Source organism: Parabacteroides sp. merdae-related_45_40 (assembly GCF_001915675.1).
Window position 1 is genome coordinate 1 of the sequence record NZ_MNQY01000106.1, and the last position, 25,912, is coordinate 25,912.

Consider the following 25,912-nt stretch of genomic DNA (forward strand, 5'->3'; position numbering starts at 1 on the left):
GGCTTTTGTGGAATGAAGAACCGTATTTTGCCAATTTAATACCTATTATATTCGTTTTTACATTTGTTTATTCGATTATTTTATATGCTTTTTCAAAAGCTAAAGAAGGCAATACGCTGGTTTCCAATCATATGATAAAACACCATGTTTTAGAAGTGATAGAGAATTGATCATGCGCAGTATGGACCTGCTTCGCGGGAAAAACCCGAATCCATTTACTAACTATGTGAAGAAAGACTGCTATATTTGCCTTGTAACAATCGTTGCTGGGCAAATTATCGTATATACAGAAGCATATGAACATACAAAAATTAAAATTACTATTAGCAACAGCCTGTCTGGCTCCCCTGCCACTCACCGCCCAAATCACGGAAAGAGAACGGCCGGCAGAATGGAAACACCTCATTACAGGCGGACGCTACATGGACCGTTTCGAAGCAATGCCCGATGGCACGCTCTCCGGAGAGACGTGGGGAGCGGACAGCGTACGCCCCCGGTATATCGACAACGGTATCGAACATCCCGACATCTCGTTCTGGGGAGGCAATATCCTCCAAACGCCGGACCGGAAATACCATCTGTTCGTATGCGGATGGCCGGAAAGCGCTCCCAAAGGGCATATGGAATGGCCCAATTCAACCGTTTACCATGCGACCGGCGATCGCCTGCACGGGCCTTTCACCATCCAAGACACGATAGGGAAAGGGCATAACCCGGAGGCTTTCGTCCTCAACGACGGCCGGATCGTCGTATATGTCATCGACGGATATTATATAGCCGACCAGGTCAACGGCCCCTGGCAATACGGAAAGTTTACGTTCAATCCCCGCGACCGGAAGATCATCGAAGGACTGAGCAACCTCAGCTTTGCCAAAAGGCAGGATGGTTCTTATCTGATGGTTTGCCGGGGAGGAGGCATCTGGATCAGCAAAGACGGCATCGCCCCTTACGAACAGATCACGGACAAGCGGGTTTATCCGCCTGTCAAAGGAGAGTTCGAGGACCCGGTCATCTGGCGGGACTCCCTGCAATATCACCTGATCGTGAATGACTGGCTGGGACGTATCGCCTTCTACCAACGTTCCAAAGACGGCATCCATTGGGTGACGGAACAAGGGGAAGCCTATGTGCCCGGCATCTCCTTCCATCGGGACGGGCATGTCGAGCATTGGTTCAAATACGAACGTCCTAAAGTCTTCCAAGACAAACAAGGACGTGTAGAGCAGATGAACTTTGCCGTCATCGACACCGTCAAATGGGATGATCATGGCAATGACAACCACAGTTCGAAGAATATCTGTATCCCGATGAACAAGGGGATGCTATTATCCGTCCTGAATCGAACACCGATAACAGCCTCCACTGAAATCATCCGGGTCAAGATCCTAGCGGAAGAAGGCTTCGACCCGCTCCGGGAGATCGATGTGCCGTCCCTGCGGTTCGGTTCATACAACGAAGTGAACTTCGGCAGAGGGTGTAAAGTGGTCAAAACCGAAGCATCCGGAAAAGACCTTATCCTGACATTCGACGGTAAGGGAAGCGGCATCACACCGGATGAATTCGCTCCGAAGATGATCGGAAAGGATAAAAACGGAAAACTGTTGTTCGGATATGCGAACCTGCCTTATGTCGATTACAAGCCGGCTCTATTATCCTGCCGACGTCCCGTTTACCGGGAAGGCCGGAACGAAGTCGAACTGGAAATCCAGAACTTCGGACTATCGGTATCAGGAGAAATGACAGTCGAAATCAAGCAAGCCGGGGCAGGAATGGGCCGTCATACGGTCAAGCCCCTGCAACCGTATGAAAAAGCAAGCCTCACTTTTACCCCTGAAAAGGGGAAATGGACGGATAAAGCGGATTACCAGGTAGTCTTCCTCCGGGATGGGCAAATAGTAGAAACAAACAATTTCAATATCTCCAAATAATCATTTATAAACATGAGACACACTTTTATCCTCCTGCTCGGAGCCATGCTCTCCCTACAAGGGCAAGCCCAGGACAAGCAGCTACCATTTCAGAACACGATCAAGGTCGAAGCAGGCGACAGCCATGCGGACATCATCGCGAAAGCGGCCCATGTCGTGCCTTCGCCCAACCAGTTGGCGGCATTGCAAAACGAGTTTATCGCCTTCATCCATTTCGGGCCGAACAGTTTTACCCGCCTGGAATGGGGAAGCGGAAAGGAAGACCCGAAAGTCTTCGACCTGAAAGAGCTCGACACGGACCAGTGGTGCGAGGCCATGAAAGCAGCCGGCATGAAGATGGTGATTCTGACGGTCAAGCACCATGACGGGTTCGTCCTGTGGCAAAGCCGTTACACAAAACACGGCATCATGTCCACCGGTTTCCGCGACGGCAAAGGCGACATCCTGAAAGACCTGTCCGAATCCTGCCGCAAATACGGATTGAAGTTAGGCGTCTATCTGTCACCGGCAGACCTGTACCATATCGAAAACCCGGAAGGGTTGTACGGCAACCTCAGCCCATACACCAAACGGACCATCCCGCGGGAAGTCCCCGGACGGCCTTTTGCCAACAAGACCCGTTTCGAATTCGTAGTGGACGACTACAACGAATACTTCCTCAACCAACTCTTCGAGATCCTGACCGAATACGGCCCGATCCACGAAGTATGGTTCGACGGGGCACATCCCAAGCGGAAAGGCGGACAGACCTACAACTATCCCGCCTGGAAAAAACTGATCAAGGCACTTGCCCCCAACGCCGTTATCTTCGGACGGGAAGATGTCCGGTGGTGCGGCAATGAAGCCGGCGGCACACGGTCGACCGAATGGAACGTGATCCCCTACCAGGCAAATCCGGACACGATGTCGAACTTCGCCGATATGACTGACAAAAACCTCGGAAGCCGTGAACAGCTCTATAAAGCCAAATACCTGCATTACCAGCAGGCCGAAACCAACACTTCCATCCGCGAAGGCTGGTTCTACCGGGACGACACGCACCAGAAAGTACGAAGCACCGACGATGTGTTCGACATCTATGAACGCGCCGTAGGAGGCAACTCCACCTTCCTGTTGAACATCCCGCCCAACCGGAACGGGAAATTCTCTCCGACGGATGTAGCCGTGCTGAAGGAAACCGGCCAGCGAATCCGGGAAACCTACGGGACCGACCTGTTCCGTCAGGCAAAAGGCCCGAAAGAGGTGCTCGACCAAAATGCAGACACCTATGTGACGGCCGATAAGGACGGGGCGGGAATCGTCATCTCCACTCCCCAACCTGTCACCCTCAACCGCCTGGTTCTCCAGGAAGCGATTGCCACCAACGGGGAACGGGTAGAGAAACACGCCGTGGATGCCTGGATCGACGGAGGATGGAAAGAGATCGCCCATGCCACCAACATCGGCTACAAACGAATCCTGCGTTTCCCGGATGTCACGACGGACAAGATACGGGTCCGCATACTCGAATCCCGCCTGACACCCGCCATCTGCACCATCTCCGCTCACCACTACAAAGCCCGTCCGCCCCGGTTGAGCGCACAGAGAAGCATGGACGGATTGGTTACCATCGAACCGATGGCACAGGAATTCGGCTGGAAAGCGCACGGCGAGAACATTGCCGAGAACCTGAACGCAGGTTTCAAGATCTACTATACGACAGACGGAACGGAACCATCGGCAGGCTCTACCGAATATAAAGCACCTTTCCTGATGGGAAACAGCGAACTGAAAGCGGTAGCCATCCTGAACGGAGAAAAGGGAGCTATCTTGCAGGAACGGTTCGGGCTGGTCAAGAAGGGATGGAAGATAGCCGACAAGACCGCGCAATCCCTCGCCATCGACCTCGGCAGCCAGCAAACGGTAAGCGGCTTTGCCTTCACCCCGCAAAAACAAGGCGGTAAGGGCACAGTAGCCGGTATCATCCGGATCAGCAACGACGGGAAGAACTGGAAAGAGGTGGAACGCTTCGAATTCGGCAACCTGATCAACGATCCGTCCAAACGCTACCATCATTTCAAGCAAACGGTAAAAGCCCGCTACGTCCAAGTGGAAGCAGCGGAAATCGCCGCCCATACGGAGGCTGCCGCCCTTGCTGGAATAGACATCTTCTAAGGCTCGTCTACAAACAGTATATACCTTGTAAGGTAAAGTCATATACGTTATAAAGTAAAAGAAAAAAGGTTATAGGGAATTTTATTTTACCCTATAACCTTTTTTCTTTTATTCGTTCCTGTGCTAGCCCGGAAGAGCGAAAACAGAACTACATCGCAAAAGGTGTAGCTTTCACATACGCCTTATATCCTTTGATCATGCCGGGGAATCCTTCTTCTGCACGGGGCAGGTAGCGGAAACCGGATATCGTCTGCTCTTCCTTCAAATCGATCACGACCTGGTGCGGATATTTGTCTCCCTGCTTCGTGCTCCAATAGGTAGATTCCTGCAAGTCATAGATCTTATCGGCAGTGAAGTTACCCCACTGCGTGCTTTCACTGTCCGCATAGGAGATATTCCAATGCTGGCGAGGGAGCGGCTTGCCGTCTTCGTCCAACAGATAGAACTCGGCCATAGCGGCATTGTCCTTGCCATCCTGTGCATCCAATGCTTCGAGGCAGAAATAGCGGCCCTTGACAGTCTGGCCAAACTTCACTTCCTGCCAGCCGTTTCCGGGTTTCAGCGCACCGTTGGCAACCGGTTTCTCACCTTTCAGGTTCAGCGTCTGCCCCTCTTCACGGTGGGTAGCCGGGGCTTCAGCCCGCAACATATCCAAGATCGGTTCCTTCCGGCCTTCCACTACAGCCTTTTCCGGGCCTAACAGGTCGAGGATGATGATCTCGTTCTTTCCCTTCTTCAACCAGCATCCGGGCATAAACAAAGTCTGCTGAGGTCCGATCTCCCAGAAGCGGCCCATCGCCTTTCCGTTTACCCAAACCATGCCTTTTCCCCAGGTCTGCATGTCGAGGAACACGTCTCCGACTTCATCCAGCTCGAAAGTAGTCCGGTAATAAGCCGGTCCGTCGAGTTTGTCTCCCGCTGCATACTTCTTGTCCTGTACGAAAGCGTAATCGACCGGGAAGCTGTAAACCTGCCAGTCTTCCAGTTCCTGTCTGCCGGTGTCGCTGATCAGTTCCACCTTATCCGTAATCCCCTTACGGTCGTGGATGGCAACATCGAAGTTGACACGTCCCATCGCCTCCACCAGGATATCCAGGCGCGTTCCTGCTGCCAAAGCCGGCAGCACCACCGTGTTTTCACCTCTGCGACGATCCAGACGGCCCAACAGTTTGCCATCGGCAAAGACCTGTGCCCAGTCATGCACCTCATCGATCAACAGGGTCGTTCCTTCCTTTACGGCAGGCAGAGTCGTCCGGTAAAGGATCGTTCCCCAACCTTGGTCGAACTGCTCCATCGGTTTAATCTCTTTCGAAGCCTGGGGAGCAGGCAGATTGTCGAACAGCGGAGCCACTTCGCCGACGGTGAACGCCGGGATCTCGATCAAAGGATAAGCTGCCGGGACATCGGGTATGACCTGGCCGGAATCGGCATATTGTGTCAGTAGTTCACGTAACTTGTAGTATTTGGGAGTCGCCCACCCCGCCTCGCTGATCGGGGCGTCATAATCGTAGGAGCTGCACATGGCGGAATAGGCCGGGCTGTTCGCACCGCCCCAATGTCCGAAAGTCGTCCCCCCGTGCGCCATATAGAGCGAGAAGGAGATATGGCGGTCCAGCATGTCCTTGATACCGGAAACCATCACCCCGGCATCGCGCGTCTCGTGCTTGCGTCCCCAATGGTCGAACCATCCGCTCCAGAACTCGCTGCACATCAGCGGAGCATCGGGGCGTGCCTCTTTCAACTTCTTGAACTGGGCATCGATATTGGCTCCTGTCCCGAAGTTGATCGTCCAGACCAGGTCATCCAAACCGTTCAACTGGAAAGTAGAGCTCCAGTCACACTGGAACAACGGGACATCCGTAAAGCCTGCTGCCTTCACCGCATCGCGGATATTGGCGATATACGCCTTGTCGGTAGCATATGCCCCATACTCGTTCTCGACCTGTACCATGATGATATTCCCGCCCCGGGTCACCTGCAAGTCGGCCAACTGCTTGCCGATCTCGTTCATGAACAGCTTCGTCCGTTCGAGGAAATAGGGATCGTTGGTACGGAGCTTGATATCCTCCTTCTTCAACAGCCACCAGGGCAGTCCGCCCATCTCCCACTCAGAGCAGACATAAGGGCCGGGACGCAACATGATATACATGCCTTCTTTCTGGGCCAGCCGGCAAAAAGCGGCAATATCGTTCTGCCCCTTGAAATCGAACTCGCCCGGTTTCTGCTCATGGATATTCCAGAACGCATAGATACAGATCGTATTCATGCCGAGTGCCTTGCACATCTGAATACGATGTTGCCAGTATTCGGCGGGGATACGGGTGTAATGTATCTCCGCCGCCTTAATCACAAATGGTTTGCCATCCAGCAGGAAGGTTCCCTTCCCGATAGAAAAATCGTGCTTCTCCCCTTGTCTGGGACTGCATCCTGAGAGCAGGAGGATAACGCAGCAGGTTATCAATCCTGCTAAAATCTTGTTTACGTGTTTCATATAAGTTAATTGTATTGTACTGTCACTGTTTTATCTTTCTCTGTTTCCAGAATCAGGACTCCCTCCTTCTCCAGTTTATCTCCCTTGTTGCCCGTTACGGAAGCGACTTTGCATCCTTCAGGGATAGCCAGACGCAACGTCCCGCCCTGTTCGGGCAAGATACGGACTTGCCGCACCTGCCCCGCCACCTTTTCGGCCGAGACAAGGAAAGCGCCCATGGCACGCAGTTTGTCGAAAGATACATCCTGCCAGGCAACCGGTACAGCCGGGAACACCCGGATAACGCCCGTATGGCTCTGGAGCAGCATCTCCTGGATACCGGCGGCAAAGGCGAAGTTTCCTTCCAAAGTAAACGGACGGTAGGTGAATTTCGACTTTCCGCTTTTCGTCTGGTCGCCGTTCGCATGGAACGTATTCGGGAGGCAGAAACATTCGGCAAAGGTGCGCAGTGCATCGGCAGCCCCTTCCCCGTCGAAGGCACGAGCTTTCATATTCCCGAACCAGCTATAGGAATAGCCGCACCAGTAATCAGGCCCGAAATCTTGTAGCTTCTTCAAGGTCGCTTTTATAATCTCCTGGGATTTCTCGCCCTGGCTCCAATCAACAAGGCCGAGCGGATGGATCGACATGGCGTGGGAGAAATGACGGTGCGACTGGTCGTAAGGGAAACCTTTTGCAAAGGTCAAAGCCCGGTCTTCATCCAGGTTCAGATCGGGCAGTTGAGCACCGATCGCTTTCCAGTGGGCAGCCTCGTCTGCCAACCCCAATTCGGAAGCCAGCTCGGAAGCGGCATTGAAAGCGAAGTGCATCAAGGAAAGGTCATAGTTTGTCATATCCTTGAACCACGCATTGATCGAGTTGTCGAAAATTTCCGGGCTGGAACTCAGCGGCAACCGGCGTACTCCGTCAGCATCGACTGTGGAGATCTGTTCGAGATAAGTCGCCACGTCCTTCAGAAACGGGTAGGCCCGCTCTTTCAGGAAAATGCGGTCGGCCGAATACTTCCAGTGCAGATAGAAATGCTGTCCCAGCCATGCGCTGACCGTCGGCGACATGGAGTACTGTACCCATCCGCCCATCGGCTCGCCGGTCAGGGTGCAAACGCCGGGAACATTCATCCCGTCCGTCCCGAAATACTCGCGGGTATATTTTTTATACACATCACGCTGTTCCCAGAGGGTATTCAGATAGCCCATCCCCTCCTGCAAATGGTTGCCGGTATAGGCAGGCCAATAACTCAACTGTGTGTTCAGGTCATGATGGTAGTCTCCTTTCCAGGGCGGCAACATCCCGTTATCGGCTCCTCGCGGGCAGCCGACCCGAACTTGTACATCTCGTTGTTGTACTGTTTCTGCAGGAGCGTATCCGGCAGCGAGACGGATGACTGTGTCCAATAGCCTTTCCAGAAGTCCATATGCGAGCGGTAGTCTGCCTCCACGCCACGCTCCATCGCCTCTGCCGTTTCCTGGTCGGCCCGGTCGGCAGCCAAAGAAGAGGTCAGGCTCCATACGCCGCTGAGCGTGCCGCCTTTCTGCTGCCAACGGACGACCACATCGTACGAAAAGCCTCCCCACCCTTCCTGATGGAAAGTGGTCGTACCGGCTTCCTTCTGTATCGTCCCCTGTTTATATCCGAGGCGTCCTAAGGCCGGACCGGCATGCGAGTTGTCGCCTGCGACCTCATCCGGGTTACTGTAGCGGGGTGCCATGATCTCCGGCGAAACCGTATCCGGCAGATTCTCGAAGACAAACCATCCGACCGGCTCGCTGGCATGGACGAACGTCTGCAACTTCGTCCCGTTCTCCCAAAGCACCTCACAAAGGGCATTATTGAGGAAAAGATGTACGGAAAAAACCTTTCCGATATTCAACGGGAACTCCAAAGCCGCCCCCGGTATCTTAGACGGGGCAGGCAAAGCATTATAGGGGTGGTCGAACTTCTTCTGCACCGGCAGATAATCCCCTTTCCTCACCTGCTCACAGACCCAGGCAAAACGATTGTTCGGTCCTGCAATACTATCCATCGGGCGCAAGTCCCAGAGATCCGTCCGATCCAGCGAAAAACGTAGCACAGAATCGCGTTGCCAGACTAATGTTCCTACTGTGGCATTTCCCAACGGGATTCCTTCATCCCAAGTCTTGGCCAAGTGACCAAACTGCAAGTCACTGCTTGTCGGTGTGACAGGCAGTGACTCCTTTTCGCAACAGGCAGCCAATAGGCATACGCTTATGCAAGTTAGCCAAAATTCCTTTTTCATTCGTATTAAATCGATATTATTCTTTCTTTGTCTCCTGCAAAGATACGGTTTATTGATTTAATAACTGCTTGACAGCTTCGTCCGAACGAGTTTCCGTCTCCCGGATTTTGTTATAGTCGAACAAAGCATCGAGTTCGTAAAGTTGCAGGGTAACAGTCGGGGCAAAACGGTCGGAAGCGACATAGTTGCGAACTGATGTCAGCAATTGTTGCATGGCCAGGCGTTTCTCTATATCCTTAACCGGATCGACCACAAGGACAAACAGCTTGCCGCTTGCCGCAATCTCTCCGCTTTCGCTTTCGAGCTGCCAAGTCAACAGCCCTTTACGGATCGCTTCGGGACCGAAATGATAGATGCCCATCTTCGCAGTAAAGGTCTCCGCATTTGTGTAAGCACGCTTCTGAAGGCGCGCCAGCAGGACGACCGGAGCACATGATTCACGGTATTTCTCAGGGGTTACCAACCCTTTGCTTTCCCAGAAGGCATCCAAGATACCGACTACTTCTCCCGCCTCTTCAGCAAGATCATGGGGATGCCGCCGCTGGAGTACAAGAAGATGAAGAAAGGAGGATTACCAATAATACTCATCCAGTATCTCCTGCATCCGGGGCGTTGCGGCATCGGTATCGCCAACCTCGCGACGCAGTTGCAGCAGCTCGCGCTTCATCTTTTCGATTTCACCGGCATAAGCGGGGGAATTGTAGACGTTATGGTCTTCGTGGGGGTCGGCGAGCAGGTCGTAGAACTCCCACGACGGCGTGACGGGAGCCTTATCCGATCCGGTCGCATTCAGCGGATCGCCGTAGAGGAACATCAGTTTGTAGCGATGGTTGCGGATGCCCATGTGGGCGGGACGGATCTTGTGGTGCGTCCAGTAGCGGTAGTACATGGACTGCCGCCAGTCGCGCGGAGTCTCGCCCTTCAGATTGTCGCGGAAGCTGCGGCCTTCGCTGCACGACGGGGCGCCCACCCCGGCATAGTCGGCCAACGTAGCGGCAAAATCAATATTGAGGATGATGTCGGAATTGCGCGTCCCGGCCGGGATCTCCTTCGGGTAGCGGATAACGAACGGCATGCGAAGCGGCTCCTCGTACATCATGCGCTTGTCGAAAAAGCCATGCTCGCCGAGGAAATAACCCTGGTCGGAGACATAGACTACGATCGTATTCTCGGACAGCCCCTCTTCGTCAAGGAAACGCAGCAGGCGGCCGATATTGTCATCGATGGCCGCTCCGCAACGCAAGTAGTCGCGAATCAACTTCTGATAGATTTTCCGGCGCGCATCTTCCTTGCCCATTCCTTCTATGGAGAAAGGCAGTTCCGGATACTTGCACCACCAGGAATCCGGGTCTTTCGAGGCGATCCCCCATCGGCGGGCCATATCTTCCAACGGTTGTCCGGGGAACGTACGCCCGGATTCTTCCGGCCCGAACTCCATCATGTTTGCCGGTTCGGGGAACGTGACTCCGTCATAAATATGTTTCAACCGTTCGGGGAAATCCCACGGTTCGTGTGTCGCCTTAAAATGGCAACACATCATGAAGGGCCGGTCCTTATCGCGCGAACGGATCCACCGGATCGTCTTGTCGGTCACCAGGTCGGTCGAGAAGCCCTTCTCCACCTTGCCGCTTTTCCCTTTATCATCGTCTATCCAGCCCTCCGCGGTCTTGAAAAGCGGGTCCCAATATTCCCCCTGGTCATGAAAAACCGAAAAGGTGTCGAAACCCGACGGCTGCGTCTTGAGATGCCATTTGCCGAAAAGGGCCGTCTGATACCCTCCCTCCTGCATGCGTTTCGCAATATTGTCCAAAGCCGGATCGAGCCTGTCTTCAAGCGTATAGACCCCGTTATGATGGCTATAGGCGCCTGTCATGATAGCCGCGCGGCTGGGCACGGAGATCGAGTTCGTGCAAAAGCAGTTGTCAAGCACGCACCCCTCGGCCGCCAGGCGGCGGATATTCTCGTTCTTCACGTATTCGCTCAGTATTCCTCCATAGATTCCCCACGCCTGCGAGGTATGATCGTCGGAAAGGATGAAAAGGATGTTCGGGCGTCCAGAGTCGGCTTCCGGCTTTTCGTCTGCCATCGCAGGAGAGGCAGACGCCAAAAAACCGGTCGTGATGATTAGTTGATCGAATGTTTTCATGACATTTTTTGTTTTTCTTTCCTACAAAAGTAATGAATTTAAATAGATACCAACAACATTATCTTGCAAATGAAACCCCTCGTTTCATGCAACATGACAAGGAACCTTATCGATTTCCGAAAAAATCATATCTATAATTAATTATTCATTTGCTTTCAATATGGCGGAGTTTCTTGTCTTCTCTATTTCTATTTGCTTAAATGTATGCTTTTTACCCCAGTTGAACCGATAACTCACATTCACATAAAATACATGATCGTTTATTTTCGGACCATAATTCCGGGAATATGAGCTATAGATATCCGAAGTATACTCTCTCTTTTTTACAAAAGTAGAAAATGGATTACGTGTTCCTAATTCAAAATTCCAATTATTAAGATTATATCCTACGTTAAAATTGTAGATAAGTGGAGTACGATAGAAAACTCCGACATCATCATAATTCTTTTGGGGAGTTATGAGTTGTCCGGAAGCCATGAAATTTTTATATATAAACAACAATTTAGCTGAAGCATAAAAACAATTGACATCTAATTTTCTCCATGCATGTATAACTCGTTTTTTATAATATCCGGCCAAATCGAATGTCAATTTTCCAGGTATGACTTTTAGCTTCATTCTTGGACCTGTCACTAAATCAAATCCGGATTTAGCTATGGCATAATCATGTATAAACAAATTCCGGCTTTCATCATAAGATACTCGTTCATAAGGGACATTTCAAACGAAGTATGATAAGTAAGATTGAAAACAGGCGTATTTAAAGAATAAGTCAAACCCGTCAAATAAAATTTCAATACCTTTACCTCTGGATTACCTCTGCGTATCTGATATTTATCAATTCTTTGCTCTGTTAAAGAACGATATTGCAACCCAAGATCACCCGATTCAAGAGCCGTGGTAAAACGTATCGAATTATTCTCATTAATCATATAAGTCATAAAAAGTCCGGGACTGAAAAAATGTTGTAAAGAAGATTCTTTCTTATTATCGATATAAGTCAACTGATCGGCCCATTGAACAGTCATTTTCAATTTATTTTTTAACCGAAAAGCATATCCTAATGTCAACCTCCCTTCTCCCTTTGTTTGGTAATCATCCGAAAGCTGTCCATCGATTTCATATTGAGTATGGGCATAAGTATGGTCATAGTTCAACAGGACAAAGAGAACATCGCTTTTTCGTACAGTTTTCCTATACATCAGTTGAGGAATTACCCTATAATTATTTTCTTTTGCATGTGTATTATAAGCTAAAGTAATTTTGTCATTTTGTAAAGCCTCATACTGTCTGTCATACTTATTCTGATTGTAATTTCCACTTAAACGGAAACGTATATACTGTTCGTGTTTTAGACTCCCGGTATATTCTATCCTCAAAGCAGGATTAAAATTATGAGAAGAAGAATTGTCATCCACTTTATACCGGACCGGGTCATTGCTGTACGTTTGCATACTTAAATCATCCTCATCCGATTTTTCCTGATTCAAGACTAAAGTTGTATAAAGTTGATTGTGCTTATCATGGTAAAGATAATTAAAATAGCTATTTATACTATTACTATTTTGAGGAGAGAGTAAACTTGACGCTTCATTCACGATCGTTTCCTTTGTCGATTTTAAATAAGTCGAAGTTTCATAGCCACGTTTAGGAGTATAATTATTATAGCTGTCTGAAACTGAAACAATAAACTCGGACTTTTTGTTAAAAATCTGTCCTGTAGCTCCATAACTACCGTTTCCTTTATTCAAATGCTGTTGCCCATTCATAGCGACCATCCCTCCTCTATCATGATGTTCTAAAATATAGTCGACAACAGAATTCGCATTCGGATATTCAGGATGATGTTGATCATAAAAATCAATACGGAGAATATCTTTGGGATTCAGGTTTCGGATCTCATCGCTCGAAGCTTCCCGTCCATTGATGAGGAGCAATGTTTCTCCTTGAATAGTCGATACCTTTTTTGTAAACGGATCGACATCCAATGTCGGTATCATCATTAATGCCAATGCTTTATAACCATCCGATGCATGACGTAACTGTTCTTTGGAAGGAAAATACAAGACCTTATCAGTAGTACGCGTTATTTGTCGACCGGTGACAACAACCTCATCCAGCTTATTACTTTCTTCTATCAAAACAATATCACCTAACTGCAATTCACCCAAATCGCCCTTTGTATGAAGGACATGTTCCTTATAACCAATATAATTTATAACCAATTTATATCCAAAAGGAGAAACAGGTGCTGTTATTGAAAAATTACCGGAACTATCACTGATATCTCCCTTTACAAACACTGAATCGTGTATGAAACAGCGAACTGTTGCAGAAGAGACCGCATTTTTATGTTCATCTACAAGACGCCCCTTCAAACAAATATTTTGAGCCTCTAATAATGTATTCAATAAACATAAAACAATTATGAATAATGCTTTCATTGTATCCTACAAAATTTTAAAACCGCCTTGACCATGCTTAGCTCTTAATCATAAAAGAACCTTCACATAATCAGGACAGACAGCATGTTATTCCATTCTGAAGTCAGAAAAAATAAACATACAATACTACTAATAAAAATAAACAAATTTTTATTCATAACTCTTACCTTTCTAAATTCTAATGCAAATTTCAGACATAAAACACAAAAAAAACCGGATTAGAAAAAATAAGTTCAGTATAGAATAAAAAACAAATAATTTGCTAATTTTCAGACATATAAATCTGATCTCATACATTAAAAATTCACTTTTACTTTCAAAAACCGGATTCGACCAGACAAAAAACCGGATTTTACCATAATAATTTTTCGAGAAATCGGTCTAAACTTTGCTTTTCAGACACATTAAAGTATTTTTCTTTTATCTCGGCTTTCTGTTTTGTGATCGTATCTGGTGCTAAGTTTAGTATAGTCGCAATTTTACCAGTTTTTACCCCCAGTTTAACCAGACAACAGATTAACAATTCTCGCTCATCCAATTTATACTGTATGAACAAATATTCTACAAATCCAGGAAATACCGGAGAAAAATGCTCATAAAACATATCCTTATTAAAGTTTAAAGGATACAATTGTTGTCTATTATCGGATAGATTAAGCAAAAATTCATCTTGATGAATCAATTTTTGTATCCATGCTTCATACATCCTGGATTTTTGTTTGAGTTCACCGGCTACCTCTTGTTCTTTTCGCAATTGTTCTTCTTGCTGAAGCCGCAGTGACTCCCAATCCAGGCTCAGTTGTTTTTGCGCCTTTACATTTGCATCCAGTTCTTGGCTTAGTACACTTCTTTGTCTTTCCAATTCTTCTTTCTCTTTTATTGAAAGAAGAATACGTTGCTCTAATTTTCCATTTTTTTCTAATATAGACTGCAATTGTGTATCTTTCTGTCTAAGTAGTATATCCTTATTGCTTATTAATTCCTCTTTTTGCTTAAGAATCGTCTCTTTCTCTTTGAGAAGTTTAGATTGTTCGATATTAGCCTCTTCCTGTTGCTGTTTGTATATTTCCAGTTGAGATAAATTATCATTTTCCAATGTCTGGATTGTCTCAGTCAAGGAGTCTATTAACAGATGGTTCTCTTCCAATTGCTTCTGGATAGTCTGCAAAGCGATGTCTTTTTTCTCCATCTCCTGCTTATCGCTCAGCAAAAGACTTTCATTTTTCTGCAATAGCTTCTGTATTTCTTTATTTCTCAATTTATGTTTACTGATTATTTGGAACATGATCACATAGACTATCCCTATTGCAAGACAAGCACAAAGAAAGCAGATAAGCAGGAAATCTTGCCTGCTACGAGCTGTATGCATTTGCTGGTTTTGCTTGCTGATTAAACGCTCTTTATTATATAAAGCTTCTACTTTCGCCAATTTTTGAGGTTGATATACCTGTTCGATTGAATCCCGGAGTAAAAGGTAACGTTCATTATATGTACAAGCTTTCTTATAATCCTGCTTTTTTACATATAAAGTATATATTAGCCAGTTAGCACCACACTCCACATATAAATCAGTGCTCGCAAGAGCCATCTCTGCAAATAACAATGCAGAATCCAACTTATGTAGATTTCCATATAATTTTCCGATAGAATAATAGCAAGAATAGATTGTATTTCTCTTTTCTGAATAGTTCAAAGAAGCTTTCTTGTATGCCAAAGCCTTTTCATATAGTTTTTTTCTGTATATATATTGCCCAAAGAGGACAATAAATAAGCGGTATAAGATGTAATACCTCCCTGTCTAGCAAGCTTTAAAGCACCATCTAAATAGTGATAAGCACTATCAAGTTGTCCAGACTCACGCATACATTCTCCAATATTTTGCATTGTATTAATTATTCCAATCGTATCCCTACATATTTTATAATTTCGATAACTTTTCTGATAGCAAACTAAACTTTCTTTAAATTTTCTATTTTTCCAGTATAAAGTCCCTAAATGATTATTGATACGCGCCTCCAAATCTCGATCAGATGTTTCTCGTACCAATTCCTTTGCCTTTAAGTAAGCAGTTAAGGCTTCTTCCGAAGCGCTCAGTTCTGAAAGAACCCTGCCTTGACAATAATAAGCTTCGGACAGTCGGTTTATATCTTTTTTCTTTTCGAAGTATTGTATTGCGACATTGATCAAGGAATCCGAAGTATGTTCGATATAGTTCTTATCACGAGCCTCTGTTATTAACAAGCACCAAGTGGCATAATCGCGCTCCGGCATCTTTTCTGGGGCTGCAACCTGTTCCAACAAAAATAAAGCGCTATCCGGATGTTCGGACATTACTTTCTCGGCTTGCTCCAATATAGGGTGTTGCTGACTTACCTGATGACAAGAAAAGAAAATGATAAAAGCAAGTAAGGTTGCCTTGAGTATTTGTGTTTTCATAAACTTAGCAATTAAGTAATCACAAAATTAAAGATAAAATTCTATTTATTAAGGCTAACCTGACACAAAGTTATCATTCTTCTTTCACTACTTCAGACAATAGATATCCTTTTACCTCACGGGAGTAAAAAACAATCCGGCAAACAGTATGATTCTTCCTGAATGTGTTGTACATTTGTAGCCATCTACTATCCAGTGGATTGAGCGGGAGAAACAACGTAGGCATCCTCATCTTGACCTGTTCGGCGATGAACGCCGTAAGTGTGAGAAGGAGCGTATGGATGCGGAAAGGCGATGCCAAAACAAGGCATAAAAGTACCTCCAACATGGCGGATAAACATCCACGCATCCCCGTAAAGACCTCACACAGACCCGGGTCTGCACCTCTCCCGCACCCGGGTCTCCATGATGGGTACACCCGGGTCTCAAGCGGCTTTGCAAGCTGTTTTTGACAAAAGAAAAGCCTTTCGCACCTCTTCCCGAACGGTCCCCGTTTTTATCGTACAATTGACACACAAGAAGTTATCGTTTTTTACCATGATGGTTATGACAGATGAATGATAGTTCAAAATGGCAACTATCATGACATAACATATTGGTTTAAACCAATATACGAACGAATATGATAGTATGATGGTTAGTTTTGCAAAACATTTATATGAAATGGCTGCTGCCGTTCTTATTGCTGAATTGTGATGTGGATGTCTGCAAGATTGATTAAACAGAAAAAGCACACTTGTCATATAAACAGAGTGCCGGAAAGGAGGTTTCACTCCATCCTTCCCGGCACTTTTTTAATATAATATATTCAGGTAAACTTCCTTTGGTCGCTTTCTGATCAAGCCAAAAGGAATCCGCCCCCACTATTACTTCACCAATTTCAATTCCTCAATCAGCCGCGGGCATTTCCCCCACTTGTCGATCATGTAGAGCACATAGCGTATGTCGACGCTGATCGTGCGCTGCAAATCCGGTTCGAAGGCGATGTCGCCGCTCATCGCTTCCCAGTTACCATCGAAGGCGAGGCCGATCAGGCGAGCGTTCTTGTCGAACACCGGGCTGCCGGAGTTACCGCCTGTGATGTCGTTGTTCGAGAGGAAGCAAAGCTGCAATTCGCCGTCCTTGTTGGCATACTGGCCGAAGTCCTTGCTACGGATCAAGTTGAGGATTTCGGGTTGCACCCAGAACTCGTCGCTTTCGGGGTTTTCCTTTTCGAAGATCCCCTTCTGGGTCGTATAGTAATCATACCAGGCAGCATCGTACGGACGGTAGCCGCCGATGGAACCGTAGCTCACACGCATCGTAAAGTTGGCGTCCGAAGCGAAAGCCTTCTCCGGGTGCATCTCTTTCAGGCCGGCAAAATAGAGGCGTTCGCCCTTAGCGATATCGTAATAAGAATCACCCGTGAGCTGTTGCAATTCGAAAAGGGAGATGAGGACGGACAGGCTCAACTCGGCAGCCGGGTCCTTCTTCAGCTTCGCATATTTCTTCGGGTCCTTCAGCATGGAGGCGATATTGTCGTAAGACAGGATGGATGTCTTCTTGAATACATCGGCGGCATACTTTTCATAATCGCCTTTATACTTTTTGTCCACCTTCTTGTAGATATCCGGAAGATTCTCTGCCGGAACCCGTTCCTTTACGATCTTCATCATAGCCGCCAGCACCTTCCGGTCAAGGCTTGCGTCATAATCCTTGAAGAAAGACTTGATATTGTCTTCGAGGAAGATATCGATTTCTTCAGGGGTAGAACCTTTCACATCCACGCTCTGGATCATGCGCGCCAGCTTCACGATCTCGGCGCCGCTCAGGAACGCTTCGCCCAGGTAGGTGGAGATCTTCTTATATTCACTGGAAGAAGTATATCCCTTTTCCAGAAGACTCAACACGTCGCCGTACACCTCTTTACGCTTTGCATCCTGTGCCACCCAGGCGGCAAAAGCGGCTTCCTCTTCGCGTTTACGGTCGATCACTTTCAGGTTGGCCAGCCCCTTGTTCATGCCGATCGAGTTTTTCCAGTAGTTGGAGCTGCCGGCATATTTGGAAGCATATTTGATGCGCACCTCGTCGCTCTTCAACATCGCGTCTTTCCAAATCGCCTGCTTGATGCCACGCACTTCGATGCGAGGCTTGTTGCTATCCTCGATACGCTGCTGCACACCCCATGAACAGAGGTAGCGGTCCGTGCTGCCGGGGAAACCGATCGTCATCGCATAATCCTTGTCCTGATAACCTTGCAATGACACTTCAGCCACGTATTTAGGCTGGTATGGCTTATTATCCTTGCTGTAGGCAGCCGGCTTGTTGTCGGCTCCGGCATATACGCGGAACACGGAGAAGTCGCCCGTATGGCGCGGCCACATCCAGTTGTCCGTATCGCCGCCGAATTTTCCGACCGAACTGGGCGGAGCGAATACCATGCGGACATCATTGAAGACATCATAGACGATCAGGAAATACTTGTTATTATTGTAGAAAGGCACGACATCGGCAGCCTGGAACTCCGTGTTTCCTACAGAATCGGCCATCGCCTGCCCGATCGAGTCGGCTGCGGCCAGACGCAGGTGCTCTTCCTTGATCGAAGCTATCTGTGAATTAATGCGATCGCTCACATCCACCGTCTCACGCAGGTAGCGGACCGTCAGGCCCGGAACCGGCAACTCTTCTTCCTTACTCTGGGAAACAAAACCGTCTTTCAGGTAGTCGTGTTCCACACTGCTTAACTGCTGGATCGAACCGAAACCACAATGGTGGTTGGTGAAAATCAGTCCTTCATTAGAGACGGTGATACCGCTACATCCTCCTCCGAAGATCACCACGGCATTGGCTACACACGGGTCAGTTTCACTGTACAATTGTTCGTAAGACGGAGTAAATCCCAACTCCTTCATCCTCTCCAGGTTTTGTTTATTCAACTCTTTCAGTACCCACATGCCCTCATCGGCAAACACTTGGCCTGAAGCAACGAGAAGCAGTAACACTGCCCACAACTTCTTCATACGATTCATTCTTTGTTCGTTATTCAATAATTAATTTGATTTTCTTTTGTTCTACACGCGCGGCAAGCCATTTCTTGATCTTTTCCTGTTCCGCCTCACGTACTTTTTCTTTGCTTTTCAGGTAGACTAACAGGACGGTATCGGGTTTAATGCTATCCATATCCATCAGATAGGTATGCGCACAAGAGACTTCCTTGATATAAGGGAAAAGGACTTTCATTTCCGGCATCAGCTCGGACGTAAGATGATTGTAACTGTGATATTTGTTCAGGTCGCGTTTCAGCGAATCGATCTGGAGGGACTGCGCCCGAAGAACCTCTTCGCTATTCTTATACAAGTCCTGCATCAGCAGGCTTTTCAACTCGTTAATGTCGGTGGCTTCCTGCCCGAAACCCTGCTGCACGACAAGGCCCACGTTTTTCAAGCCGTATTTCGGCATCTTGGCACGGGCGTTCGCAATCATCGTCTCCGGCACGGTCTCGCCGATCAGGACTACTTTCACCTCTTTCTTGTCGCTGGTATCGGTCACCGTCTTGCTCAATATCTGCGTGTTCGGGAAACTCAACTCATCCGCGACAAACGTCCGCACCCGGTCATTGAAGTAACTGGCCCGGATCAGGTTGTAGCTCAGGAAAAGGCTCGGCACGATGGTAAAGAAAACGATCACCCCGACATATCTCGTCACGATCTTCTCGCGCTGTTTGTTTAAAAAGACCTTCTTCGGGTATTTCAGCAGGCGGACCACCACGTAGGTAGCCAGACTGATAAACACCGTATTGATAAAATAGAGATAGAAAGCACCGAAGAAATAATACAGGTTACCGCTCGCCAATCCGAATCCGGCCGTACAAAGCGGCGGCATCAAAGCCGTAGCGATCGCCACGCCGGGAATCACATTCCCCTTGCTCTTGGTCGAGCTCGCCACGATCCCCGCCAGGCCGCCAAAGAAGGCAATCAAGACGTCATAAACGGTAGGCTGCGTACGGGCCAGCAACTCGCTCTGCGCCTCGCTGATCGGGGAAATCAGGAAAAAGAGCGTCGAAGTGATGACGCTGAATACCGTCGCCGTGGCAAAATTACGGAAGGAACGCTTGATCAGGTCGAAATCGGAGATTCCCAGTCCCAGGCCGAATCCCATGATAGGCCCCATCAGTGGGGAGATCAACATCGCACCGATAATCACCGCCGTCGAGTTCGTATTCAAACCCAGCGAGGCGACAAAGGTCGCAAAGATCAGAACCCAAAGGTTCGTCCCTTTAAACTCTATGCCTTTCCGGATAGACTCGATCGTTTCGAGTTCATCCTCTTTTTCCTGACGGACATCGAAATTACGGACAAAGAAGTCCCTAATCTGCTTGTGCAACAATCCTTTTTCCATCCTATTAAAATCAACGTTTGTATACGAACATCCCGTAAAACGGCCTTTATAATGGCTAACACTCTCTCACAACCGTTTTAACACATCGCCTAAACCGCACAAAGATAGAAATAGTATCTCGAAATAAAAAATAAGAGCTGTGAACATAAAATAAGCGAAGTATATATCCTGATAATTATTGATTTTCACGTAACTTTGCAAATGCACAACACAGAAACGACGACGAACACTCTCAATTAATCCCGGTAAACAAGATGAAATACTACATTCTCTTGATATACTTACTCGCTTTTTCCCTCGCTACGGAGGGAAATACAGCAGTAAAAGATTCACTGTCGGAAGCCTTGCCGTCAGCCTCTTCTCCTCTGCAAAAACTGGAAATCATGACTAATCTGATGGATCTTTCCCGACAGGAAGAACAGGTGGAATATGCCAAACAGCTCTATTGGCTCGCACTTGAAGAAGACGAAGACTATTATAAGGAAGCGGCCCTGACCGAAATCTTGCGCTTTTACGTGAATACCGATGCCAAAGACAGCGCAAAGGTGTATCTCGCCGAAGCCGAAAGGGAGCTGAAAGGGAAAGCACGCGATTTCCTCGTCACGTATATGAAAACGATCATGGATGTCCGTGTTGTCTATTACACCAAAGGCGAAGACCGGATGAAACTGATTGAAAAATACAAACTCCGCCTCGAAACGGAAAAAGACATGCCGGTTCTTGACAAAATATCGAACTATTATCTCCTCGGTATGGCGAACAGCAACCGGGTCGATCCGAAAAACCAGGATGCTATCTATAAAGAGGTATGTTATTACATGAACAACCTGATCGAACTGTCGGACAACATCCCGCTCCGCTATTCGTATCTGTTCCGCCTGAATACGCTCAACATACTAAGCCTTATGGAAGCGACTCCCGAAAATCGGGTGAAAGCCTCCCTCCGCTACTTGAACATGCAAAAGGAATATGCTGACACAAAAGAGATGAAGAAGCGCCCGTACACAAGCAAACGGCATCTGCTGAACGCCTACTCTACTTTGGCTACCGCAGCAGAAACAGTCGGGAAAGATATGGCAACCTACTATTTCAACTACTTCATCGACTTGAACAGGAAATATCCTGAAGATGCTGCATTCTCCGCTGAATATGACCGTTATTTCACTTCGCTCAACTATTATAAGTCAATACGGAATTTCCAGAAAGCCGCAGATTACAACGATTCGGTCATCTATTATTTCCGCCACGGCGATTTCCAGTTCAACCTGACCGAAAACATCGTCCTGACACTAAAAGACAAAATCGACTGTCTCGACAGTCTGCACAGATACAAAGATGCCTATGAAGCCTACAAGGAATATTCCGTACTCCTGGATTCCGCACGCACACGAAGCATGGAAAACAAAGTCGAAGACCTGGAGATCAAAAAGCATGTGGACGAGCTGGTGGTCGAGAAAAAGGCACTGGAAATAGACCTGCAAAAGAGCCGGAGCCAGTTATATCTATTCCTCGCGTTGCTCATTCTTTCGATCTGCTTCGGAATCTTCATATTCTTCCGCCTAGGAAAGATCAAATCGCTATACAAGGAATTGCAGGAATCGAACCGGCTGGTCATTATCGCCAGTGAAAAGGCACAGGAAAGCGAACGGATGAAGAACGCCTTTATCAAGAATATGTGCCACGAAGTGCGCACGCCGCTAAATGCGATCAATGGCTTTGCCGAACTGATCACCAGCGACGGTATAAGCCCGGAAGAGAAAAAAGAATTCAGCAAGATCATCTATACGAACTGCTACAACATCACCTCCATGATGAACGATGTGCTGGTAATCGCCCAACTGGACAGCAGCAACGAGGTCCTCCCACTGGAACCGGTCCACATCAGTCTGCTCTGTCACCACGAGATGAACAAATTGAAAAAGTTACAGCAGAAGCCGGATATCCATTACCAGGTCGAAGGTGACAAAAGCAACGACCTGATCTATTCGGACCCGAATCATTTCGGCATTATCATCTCCCATCTGCTGAACAACGCGAACAAGTTCACGAATCAGGGAAGCATCACGCTCTCCTACCAGCCCGAGGAAGAAGGAAGGATAATGTGTATCTGCGTTACCGACACAGGATGCGGAATTCCGGCAGACAAGAGCGAATGGATTTTCGAACGTTTCACCAAGAACGACGACTTTATCCCCGGTTCGGGCCTCGGCCTCTACCTCTGCCGCCTCATCACCCAACGCCTCAACGGTTCCCTCAAACTGGATACCTGTTACACCGGGGGAGCCCGGTTCATTTTACGGCTTCCGATTAATCCCTACAAATAGCCAACAGGTTTTCTTTTGGCAGACGTGCCCCATAAATCATCATTTAATTAGTTCAGTTTTTCTTAGATGCAAACCTTTTCCCGATATAAGGCAATTCGCTTAACGGAAGATCGCGTCTAATGATGATTGCCAGGAAAATCAGGAGTAGAACCGTGCGATAGCCCAAGCGAAGGATTTCCGAATCGATCCGGGGCAACATCCCAGCTGCATAGAATAAAACCGCCAATATGCCGTAAATAACGGCTGATCTTATATCGTATTGAATCGGGAACTTCTTCTGCCCGATCGCATAAGAAAGAATCATCATCAACAGGTTGCTGGCAAACGAAGCCCAGGCACACGCCATATAACCGTAAACCGGCGCCAGCAACACGATCATCAACACGGTCACCACGCAGCCGATCGTCGAGAAGTAGGCTCCCCATTGCGTCTGGTCGATCAACTTATACCAGAACGACAGGTTAAAATAGATCCCGAAGAACAGTTCGCCCAGCATCACGATCGGCACGACACGCAATCCCGGATAATACTTGGCGTCCACAAAATATTTCAGAATATCCAGATAATACATCACGCCCAAGAAGATAATCAACGAAAAGATAATGAAATACTTCATTGCCTCCGAATATGCTTTCGTATTATCGTCATCCTTATTCTTGGCAAAAATAAAAGGTTCGTAGGCATACCGGAATGCCTGGATAAACATCACCATCACCACCGCCACCTTGAAGCAGGCTCCATAAATCCCCAACTGGGTAGCTGCATAATCCTTATCTTCGAACAGGAAAGGGAACAGAATCTTATCCGCCGTCTGATTGAAAATCCCGGCAATCCCTAAGACCAAGATCGGGAACGAGTATCTCAACATCTGTTTCAACAACACGAAACTGGCTTTCTCGCGCAACCCGGGTATCATATCCGGCACCAAAAGCAAAAATGTCACCACCGAAGTAACCACATTGCTGACAAAGATATACTCCACCTGATAGCCGGGCACATAAAACCAGCCTATCAACCTCGGCGCACATTCATACAGCCACGGGCAAGCGATCAGGAAGAATATTACCAATACGATATTCAGGAATATATTCAGCAGCTTGATCGCCGCAAAGCGAACCGCCTTCCCCTGATACCGGAGGAAAGCAAACGGAATACAACAGAAGGCATCCACCGCCACAATCCCCGCCATCATCCCGATATATTCAGGATGTGCACCATATCCCAGAAAGTTACTGACCGGCGTCAGCGCACTGAACACAAACACCATAAACAGGACGGAAGTGAATGCCAGACTGAACAACGTCGTCGCATATACCCGCATCGGGAGCTTGATCTCCTTCTTGTTCATAAACCGGAAAAAGCCGGTCTCCATCCCATACGTCAATATCACCATCAACAAGGCTGTCCAGGCATACAGATTCGTCACAATCCCGAAATCGCTCTCGGTAGCCAATACACGCGTGTACATCGGAACCAGCATCCAGTTCAGGAATTTCCCGACAATGCTGCTGACACCATAAATTGCGGTCTCTCCTGCGAGACGCTTCATTCCTCCTGCCATAACTTAAAAACAATTGACAATTGATAATTGACAATTAAAATAACGAACTTTGTATTCCATCGGGGCGAAGCCGTCCCAAATGGGTATAAGCCAACTCCGTCACCTCGCGGCCGCGGGGCGTACGTTTGATAAAGCCTTCTTTGATAAGGAAAGGCTCGTAAACCTCTTCCAGCGTTCCGGGATCTTCTCCCAGGGCAGTCGCGATAGTCGTCAATCCTACCGGTCCGCCGTTAAACTTGTCGATGATAGTCGTCAGCAACTTATTGTCGATCTGATCCAGGCCGTAACGGTCGATGTTCAATGCCTCCAGGGCATAGCAGGAAATCGCCTTATCGATCTCTCCGGATCCTTTCACCTGTGCAAAATCACGCACACGACGCAGCAACGCGTTCGCTATACGGGGTGTACCACGACTACGGGAAGCAATCTCGCGTGCAGCACTCAACTCGCATTTCACATTCAGGATATCGGCACTGCGCAGCACGATCTTCGTCAGCGTCTCCATCTCATAATATTCGAGGTGCATATTGATCCCGAAACGCGCCCTGAGCGGACTTGTCAGCAAACCGCTGCGAGTCGTCGCCCCCACCAGCGTAAACGGAGCCAGGTCGATCTGGATGGAACGGGCGCTCGGCCCTTTATCGATCATGATATCGATCCGGTAATCTTCCATCGCCGAATACAGATATTCCTCCACAATCGGACTCAACCGGTGGATCTCGTCGATAAAAAGGACATCGTTCTTCTCCAGCGAAGTCAGCACTCCCGCCAGATCGCCCGGTTTATCCAGCACCGGCCCGGAAGTCACCTTGAAGCCGACTCCCAATTCATTCGCTATAATGTTGGATAATGTAGTCTTTCCCAATCCGGGAGGCCCATGCAACAGCACATGATCGAGCGCCTCCTTACGCATCCGGGCTGCCATCACGAAAATCTTCAGGTTCTCGACTACTTTGGCCTGTCCGCTGAAATCATGAAACGAAAGCGGGCGAAGCGCATTCTCATACTCTCGCTCGCTCTCCGGAACCCGTGCATCCCTTATATCAAATTCATCTTCCATACTCTTATTACTTTGACTGGCAAAGATAATAAGAATTACCGGGTTCTGAACTTGTGTCACCGGAATATCGGGACAAAGATAGAAACTTGCAGATCACGTGTCCGTCCCGATTTCATATAAGGGACTCCTTTCATTACATTGCAAGTTCCATGTTTGTATGTCAGGGCCAGATCGAAGTATTTGAAAGCATAGGCGGCTTTGACGACGACCGGCACGTCAAAGGCAGATTTGATTGTCTTCCCAATCATAATATTATCCTTAAAATGGAGAGTAGGCTCAACTCCTACTCCTACCTTCAGCCTCCCGATCAGATTATAATTCAAAACTCCGTTCAAAGCCATGTAATTCCTTGCAAACTTACTTTTGTAACCTTTAACGGGAGTCGCTTTATTGCCAACCGAGGCAATTTCTCCCCGCTTCTGCCCATATAATAAAGTTGCATCCACCGATAAACGGTGTTTCAATTCGAACTGCAACTGATATCCCACATGAAAAGAAGGCTTCATATCCGGTATATTAAATCCGACTTTGCCTTTAGACATCGCCTCATCCTTATACCAATCCATCGAAACACCACCTATTACCCCACTTTTCACTTTCCCATTTTGTGCGGAAACAGATAAACACACTAAACTCAACAATAAAAACATCACACTCTTTTTCATATCAACTCTCTTTTATTGGTTTGACTTTGTTGACATGACCGGGAAAATGAGACCCCCCCTATCAAATAT

The 25,912-nt window shown here is 47.7% G+C and carries 16 protein-coding genes and 1 pseudogene; 3 read left to right on the forward strand and 14 right to left on the reverse strand.

Annotated features, from left to right (window positions below):
- The first annotated feature begins 296 nt into the window (after positions 1 to 296).
- Both BHV83_RS12320 and BHV83_RS12325 read left to right on the forward strand, forming a co-directional pair.
- A complete protein-coding gene (locus BHV83_RS12320) occupies positions 297 to 1,928 on the forward strand; it encodes a glycoside hydrolase family protein (RefSeq protein WP_286757569.1) in 1,632 nt (543 codons plus the stop codon).
- Between the two features lie 12 nt (positions 1,929 to 1,940).
- A complete protein-coding gene (locus BHV83_RS12325) occupies positions 1,941 to 4,082 on the forward strand; it encodes an alpha-L-fucosidase (protein WP_286757570.1) in 2,142 nt (713 codons plus the stop codon).
- Between the two features lie 148 nt (positions 4,083 to 4,230).
- On the opposite strand, the gene BHV83_RS12330 is transcribed toward BHV83_RS12325, so the two are convergent.
- The 11 genes and pseudogenes from BHV83_RS12330 to BHV83_RS12380 all read right to left on the reverse strand — a co-directional run bounded on the left by BHV83_RS12330 (position 4,231) and on the right by BHV83_RS12380 (position 20,233).
- Positions 4,231 to 6,573: a beta-galactosidase gene (locus BHV83_RS12330; RefSeq protein ID WP_046452567.1), complete on the reverse strand. Its 2,343-nt coding sequence runs from the start codon at positions 6,571 to 6,573 to the stop codon at positions 4,231 to 4,233.
- A gap of 5 nt (positions 6,574 to 6,578) precedes the next feature.
- Positions 6,579 to 8,830: pseudogene (locus BHV83_RS12335) on the reverse strand (glycosyl hydrolase family 95 catalytic domain-containing protein).
- A 49-nt stretch (positions 8,831 to 8,879) separates the two neighbouring features.
- Complete coding sequence (locus BHV83_RS12340) at positions 8,880 to 9,320, reverse strand: DUF8487 domain-containing protein (protein WP_286757571.1); 441 nt, start codon at positions 9,318 to 9,320, stop codon at positions 8,880 to 8,882.
- 81 nt (positions 9,321 to 9,401) lie between these two features.
- Positions 9,402 to 10,976, reverse strand: coding sequence for a sulfatase family protein (locus tag BHV83_RS12345; RefSeq protein ID WP_286757572.1), 1,575 nt, complete (start codon positions 10,974 to 10,976; stop codon positions 9,402 to 9,404).
- Between the two features lie 141 nt (positions 10,977 to 11,117).
- Positions 11,118 to 11,654, reverse strand: a complete 537-nt coding sequence (locus tag BHV83_RS12350) for a hypothetical protein (RefSeq protein WP_286757573.1) — start codon at positions 11,652 to 11,654, stop codon at positions 11,118 to 11,120.
- Positions 11,630 to 13,420 carry a TonB-dependent receptor gene (locus tag BHV83_RS12355; protein ID WP_286757574.1) on the reverse strand — a complete coding sequence of 597 codons (1,791 nt, stop codon included), beginning with the start codon at positions 13,418 to 13,420 and terminating at the stop codon, positions 11,630 to 11,632. The genes BHV83_RS12350 and BHV83_RS12355 overlap by 25 nt, the downstream gene beginning before the upstream one ends.
- A 352-nt stretch (positions 13,421 to 13,772) precedes the next feature.
- Positions 13,773 to 15,134: a coiled-coil domain-containing protein gene (locus tag BHV83_RS12360; protein WP_229092755.1), complete on the reverse strand. Its 1,362-nt coding sequence runs from the start codon at positions 15,132 to 15,134 to the stop codon at positions 13,773 to 13,775.
- On the reverse strand, positions 15,110 to 15,856 hold the full coding sequence (locus BHV83_RS12365) for a tetratricopeptide repeat protein (protein ID WP_229092754.1): 747 nt from the start codon (positions 15,854 to 15,856) through the stop codon (positions 15,110 to 15,112). The genes BHV83_RS12360 and BHV83_RS12365 overlap by 25 nt, the downstream gene beginning before the upstream one ends.
- 73 nt (positions 15,857 to 15,929) lie before the next feature.
- The gene (locus BHV83_RS12370) at positions 15,930 to 16,184 is read right to left on the reverse strand and encodes a hypothetical protein (protein ID WP_286757575.1); all 255 of its coding nucleotides are present in this window, start codon (positions 16,182 to 16,184) and stop codon (positions 15,930 to 15,932) included.
- A gap of 538 nt (positions 16,185 to 16,722) precedes the next feature.
- Positions 16,723 to 18,855: a dipeptidyl-peptidase Dpp7 gene (dpp7, locus tag BHV83_RS12375; protein ID WP_349186538.1), complete on the reverse strand. Its 2,133-nt coding sequence runs from the start codon at positions 18,853 to 18,855 to the stop codon at positions 16,723 to 16,725.
- A 19-nt stretch (positions 18,856 to 18,874) separates the two neighbouring features.
- Positions 18,875 to 20,233, reverse strand: a complete 1,359-nt coding sequence (locus BHV83_RS12380; protein WP_005633661.1) for a TIGR00341 family protein — start codon at positions 20,231 to 20,233, stop codon at positions 18,875 to 18,877.
- Positions 20,234 to 20,487: 254 nt separating this feature from the next.
- Between BHV83_RS12380 and BHV83_RS12385 the strand changes: the two genes are divergently transcribed.
- Positions 20,488 to 22,557, forward strand: coding sequence for a sensor histidine kinase (locus tag BHV83_RS12385; protein ID WP_122205658.1), 2,070 nt, complete (start codon positions 20,488 to 20,490; stop codon positions 22,555 to 22,557).
- Positions 22,558 to 22,609: 52 nt separating this feature from the next.
- Here the strand turns inward: BHV83_RS12385 and BHV83_RS12390 are convergent, their stop codons facing one another.
- Genes BHV83_RS12390 through BHV83_RS12400 form a run of 3 tightly spaced genes read right to left on the reverse strand, consistent with a single transcriptional unit; the run spans position 22,610 to position 25,843 of the window.
- Positions 22,610 to 24,118, reverse strand: a complete 1,509-nt coding sequence (locus BHV83_RS12390) for a lipopolysaccharide biosynthesis protein (RefSeq protein WP_005633664.1) — start codon at positions 24,116 to 24,118, stop codon at positions 22,610 to 22,612.
- Between the two features lie 34 nt (positions 24,119 to 24,152).
- The gene (ruvB, locus tag BHV83_RS12395) at positions 24,153 to 25,178 is read right to left on the reverse strand and encodes a Holliday junction branch migration DNA helicase RuvB (protein WP_005645102.1); all 1,026 of its coding nucleotides are present in this window, start codon (positions 25,176 to 25,178) and stop codon (positions 24,153 to 24,155) included.
- Positions 25,179 to 25,234: 56 nt separating this feature from the next.
- Entirely contained in the window at positions 25,235 to 25,843 is a 609-nt protein-coding gene (locus BHV83_RS12400; RefSeq protein ID WP_122205659.1) for an outer membrane beta-barrel protein, read from the reverse strand.
- Between the last annotated feature and the right edge of the window lie 69 nt (positions 25,844 to 25,912).

What these genes read in the sequence shown, in the direction of transcription:
- ruvB (WP_005645102.1), bottom strand. Translation starts at nt 25,178, where the DNA reads ATGGAAGATGAATTTGATATAAGGGATGCACGGGTTCCGGAGAGCGAG.
- BHV83_RS12355 (WP_286757574.1), bottom strand. Translation starts at nt 13,420, where the DNA reads ATGAAAGCATTATTCATAATTGTTTTATGTTTATTGAATACATTATTA.
- BHV83_RS12380 (WP_005633661.1), bottom strand. Translation starts at nt 20,233, where the DNA reads ATGGAAAAAGGATTGTTGCACAAGCAGATTAGGGACTTCTTTGTCCGT.
- BHV83_RS12325 (WP_286757570.1), top strand. Translation starts at nt 1,941, where the DNA reads ATGAGACACACTTTTATCCTCCTGCTCGGAGCCATGCTCTCCCTACAA.
- BHV83_RS12400 (WP_122205659.1), bottom strand. Translation starts at nt 25,843, where the DNA reads ATGAAAAAGAGTGTGATGTTTTTATTGTTGAGTTTAGTGTGTTTATCT.
- dpp7 (WP_349186538.1), bottom strand. Translation starts at nt 18,855, where the DNA reads ATGAAGAAGTTGTGGGCAGTGTTACTGCTTCTCGTTGCTTCAGGCCAA.
- BHV83_RS12365 (WP_229092754.1), bottom strand. Translation starts at nt 15,856, where the DNA reads ATGAAAACACAAATACTCAAGGCAACCTTACTTGCTTTTATCATTTTC.
- BHV83_RS12385 (WP_122205658.1), top strand. Translation starts at nt 20,488, where the DNA reads ATGAAATACTACATTCTCTTGATATACTTACTCGCTTTTTCCCTCGCT.
- BHV83_RS12320 (WP_286757569.1), top strand. Translation starts at nt 297, where the DNA reads ATGAACATACAAAAATTAAAATTACTATTAGCAACAGCCTGTCTGGCT.
- BHV83_RS12390 (WP_005633664.1), bottom strand. Translation starts at nt 24,118, where the DNA reads ATGGCAGGAGGAATGAAGCGTCTCGCAGGAGAGACCGCAATTTATGGT.
- BHV83_RS12370 (WP_286757575.1), bottom strand. Translation starts at nt 16,184, where the DNA reads ATGTTGGAGGTACTTTTATGCCTTGTTTTGGCATCGCCTTTCCGCATC.
- BHV83_RS12330 (WP_046452567.1), bottom strand. Translation starts at nt 6,573, where the DNA reads ATGAAACACGTAAACAAGATTTTAGCAGGATTGATAACCTGCTGCGTT.
- BHV83_RS12345 (WP_286757572.1), bottom strand. Translation starts at nt 10,976, where the DNA reads ATGAAAACATTCGATCAACTAATCATCACGACCGGTTTTTTGGCGTCT.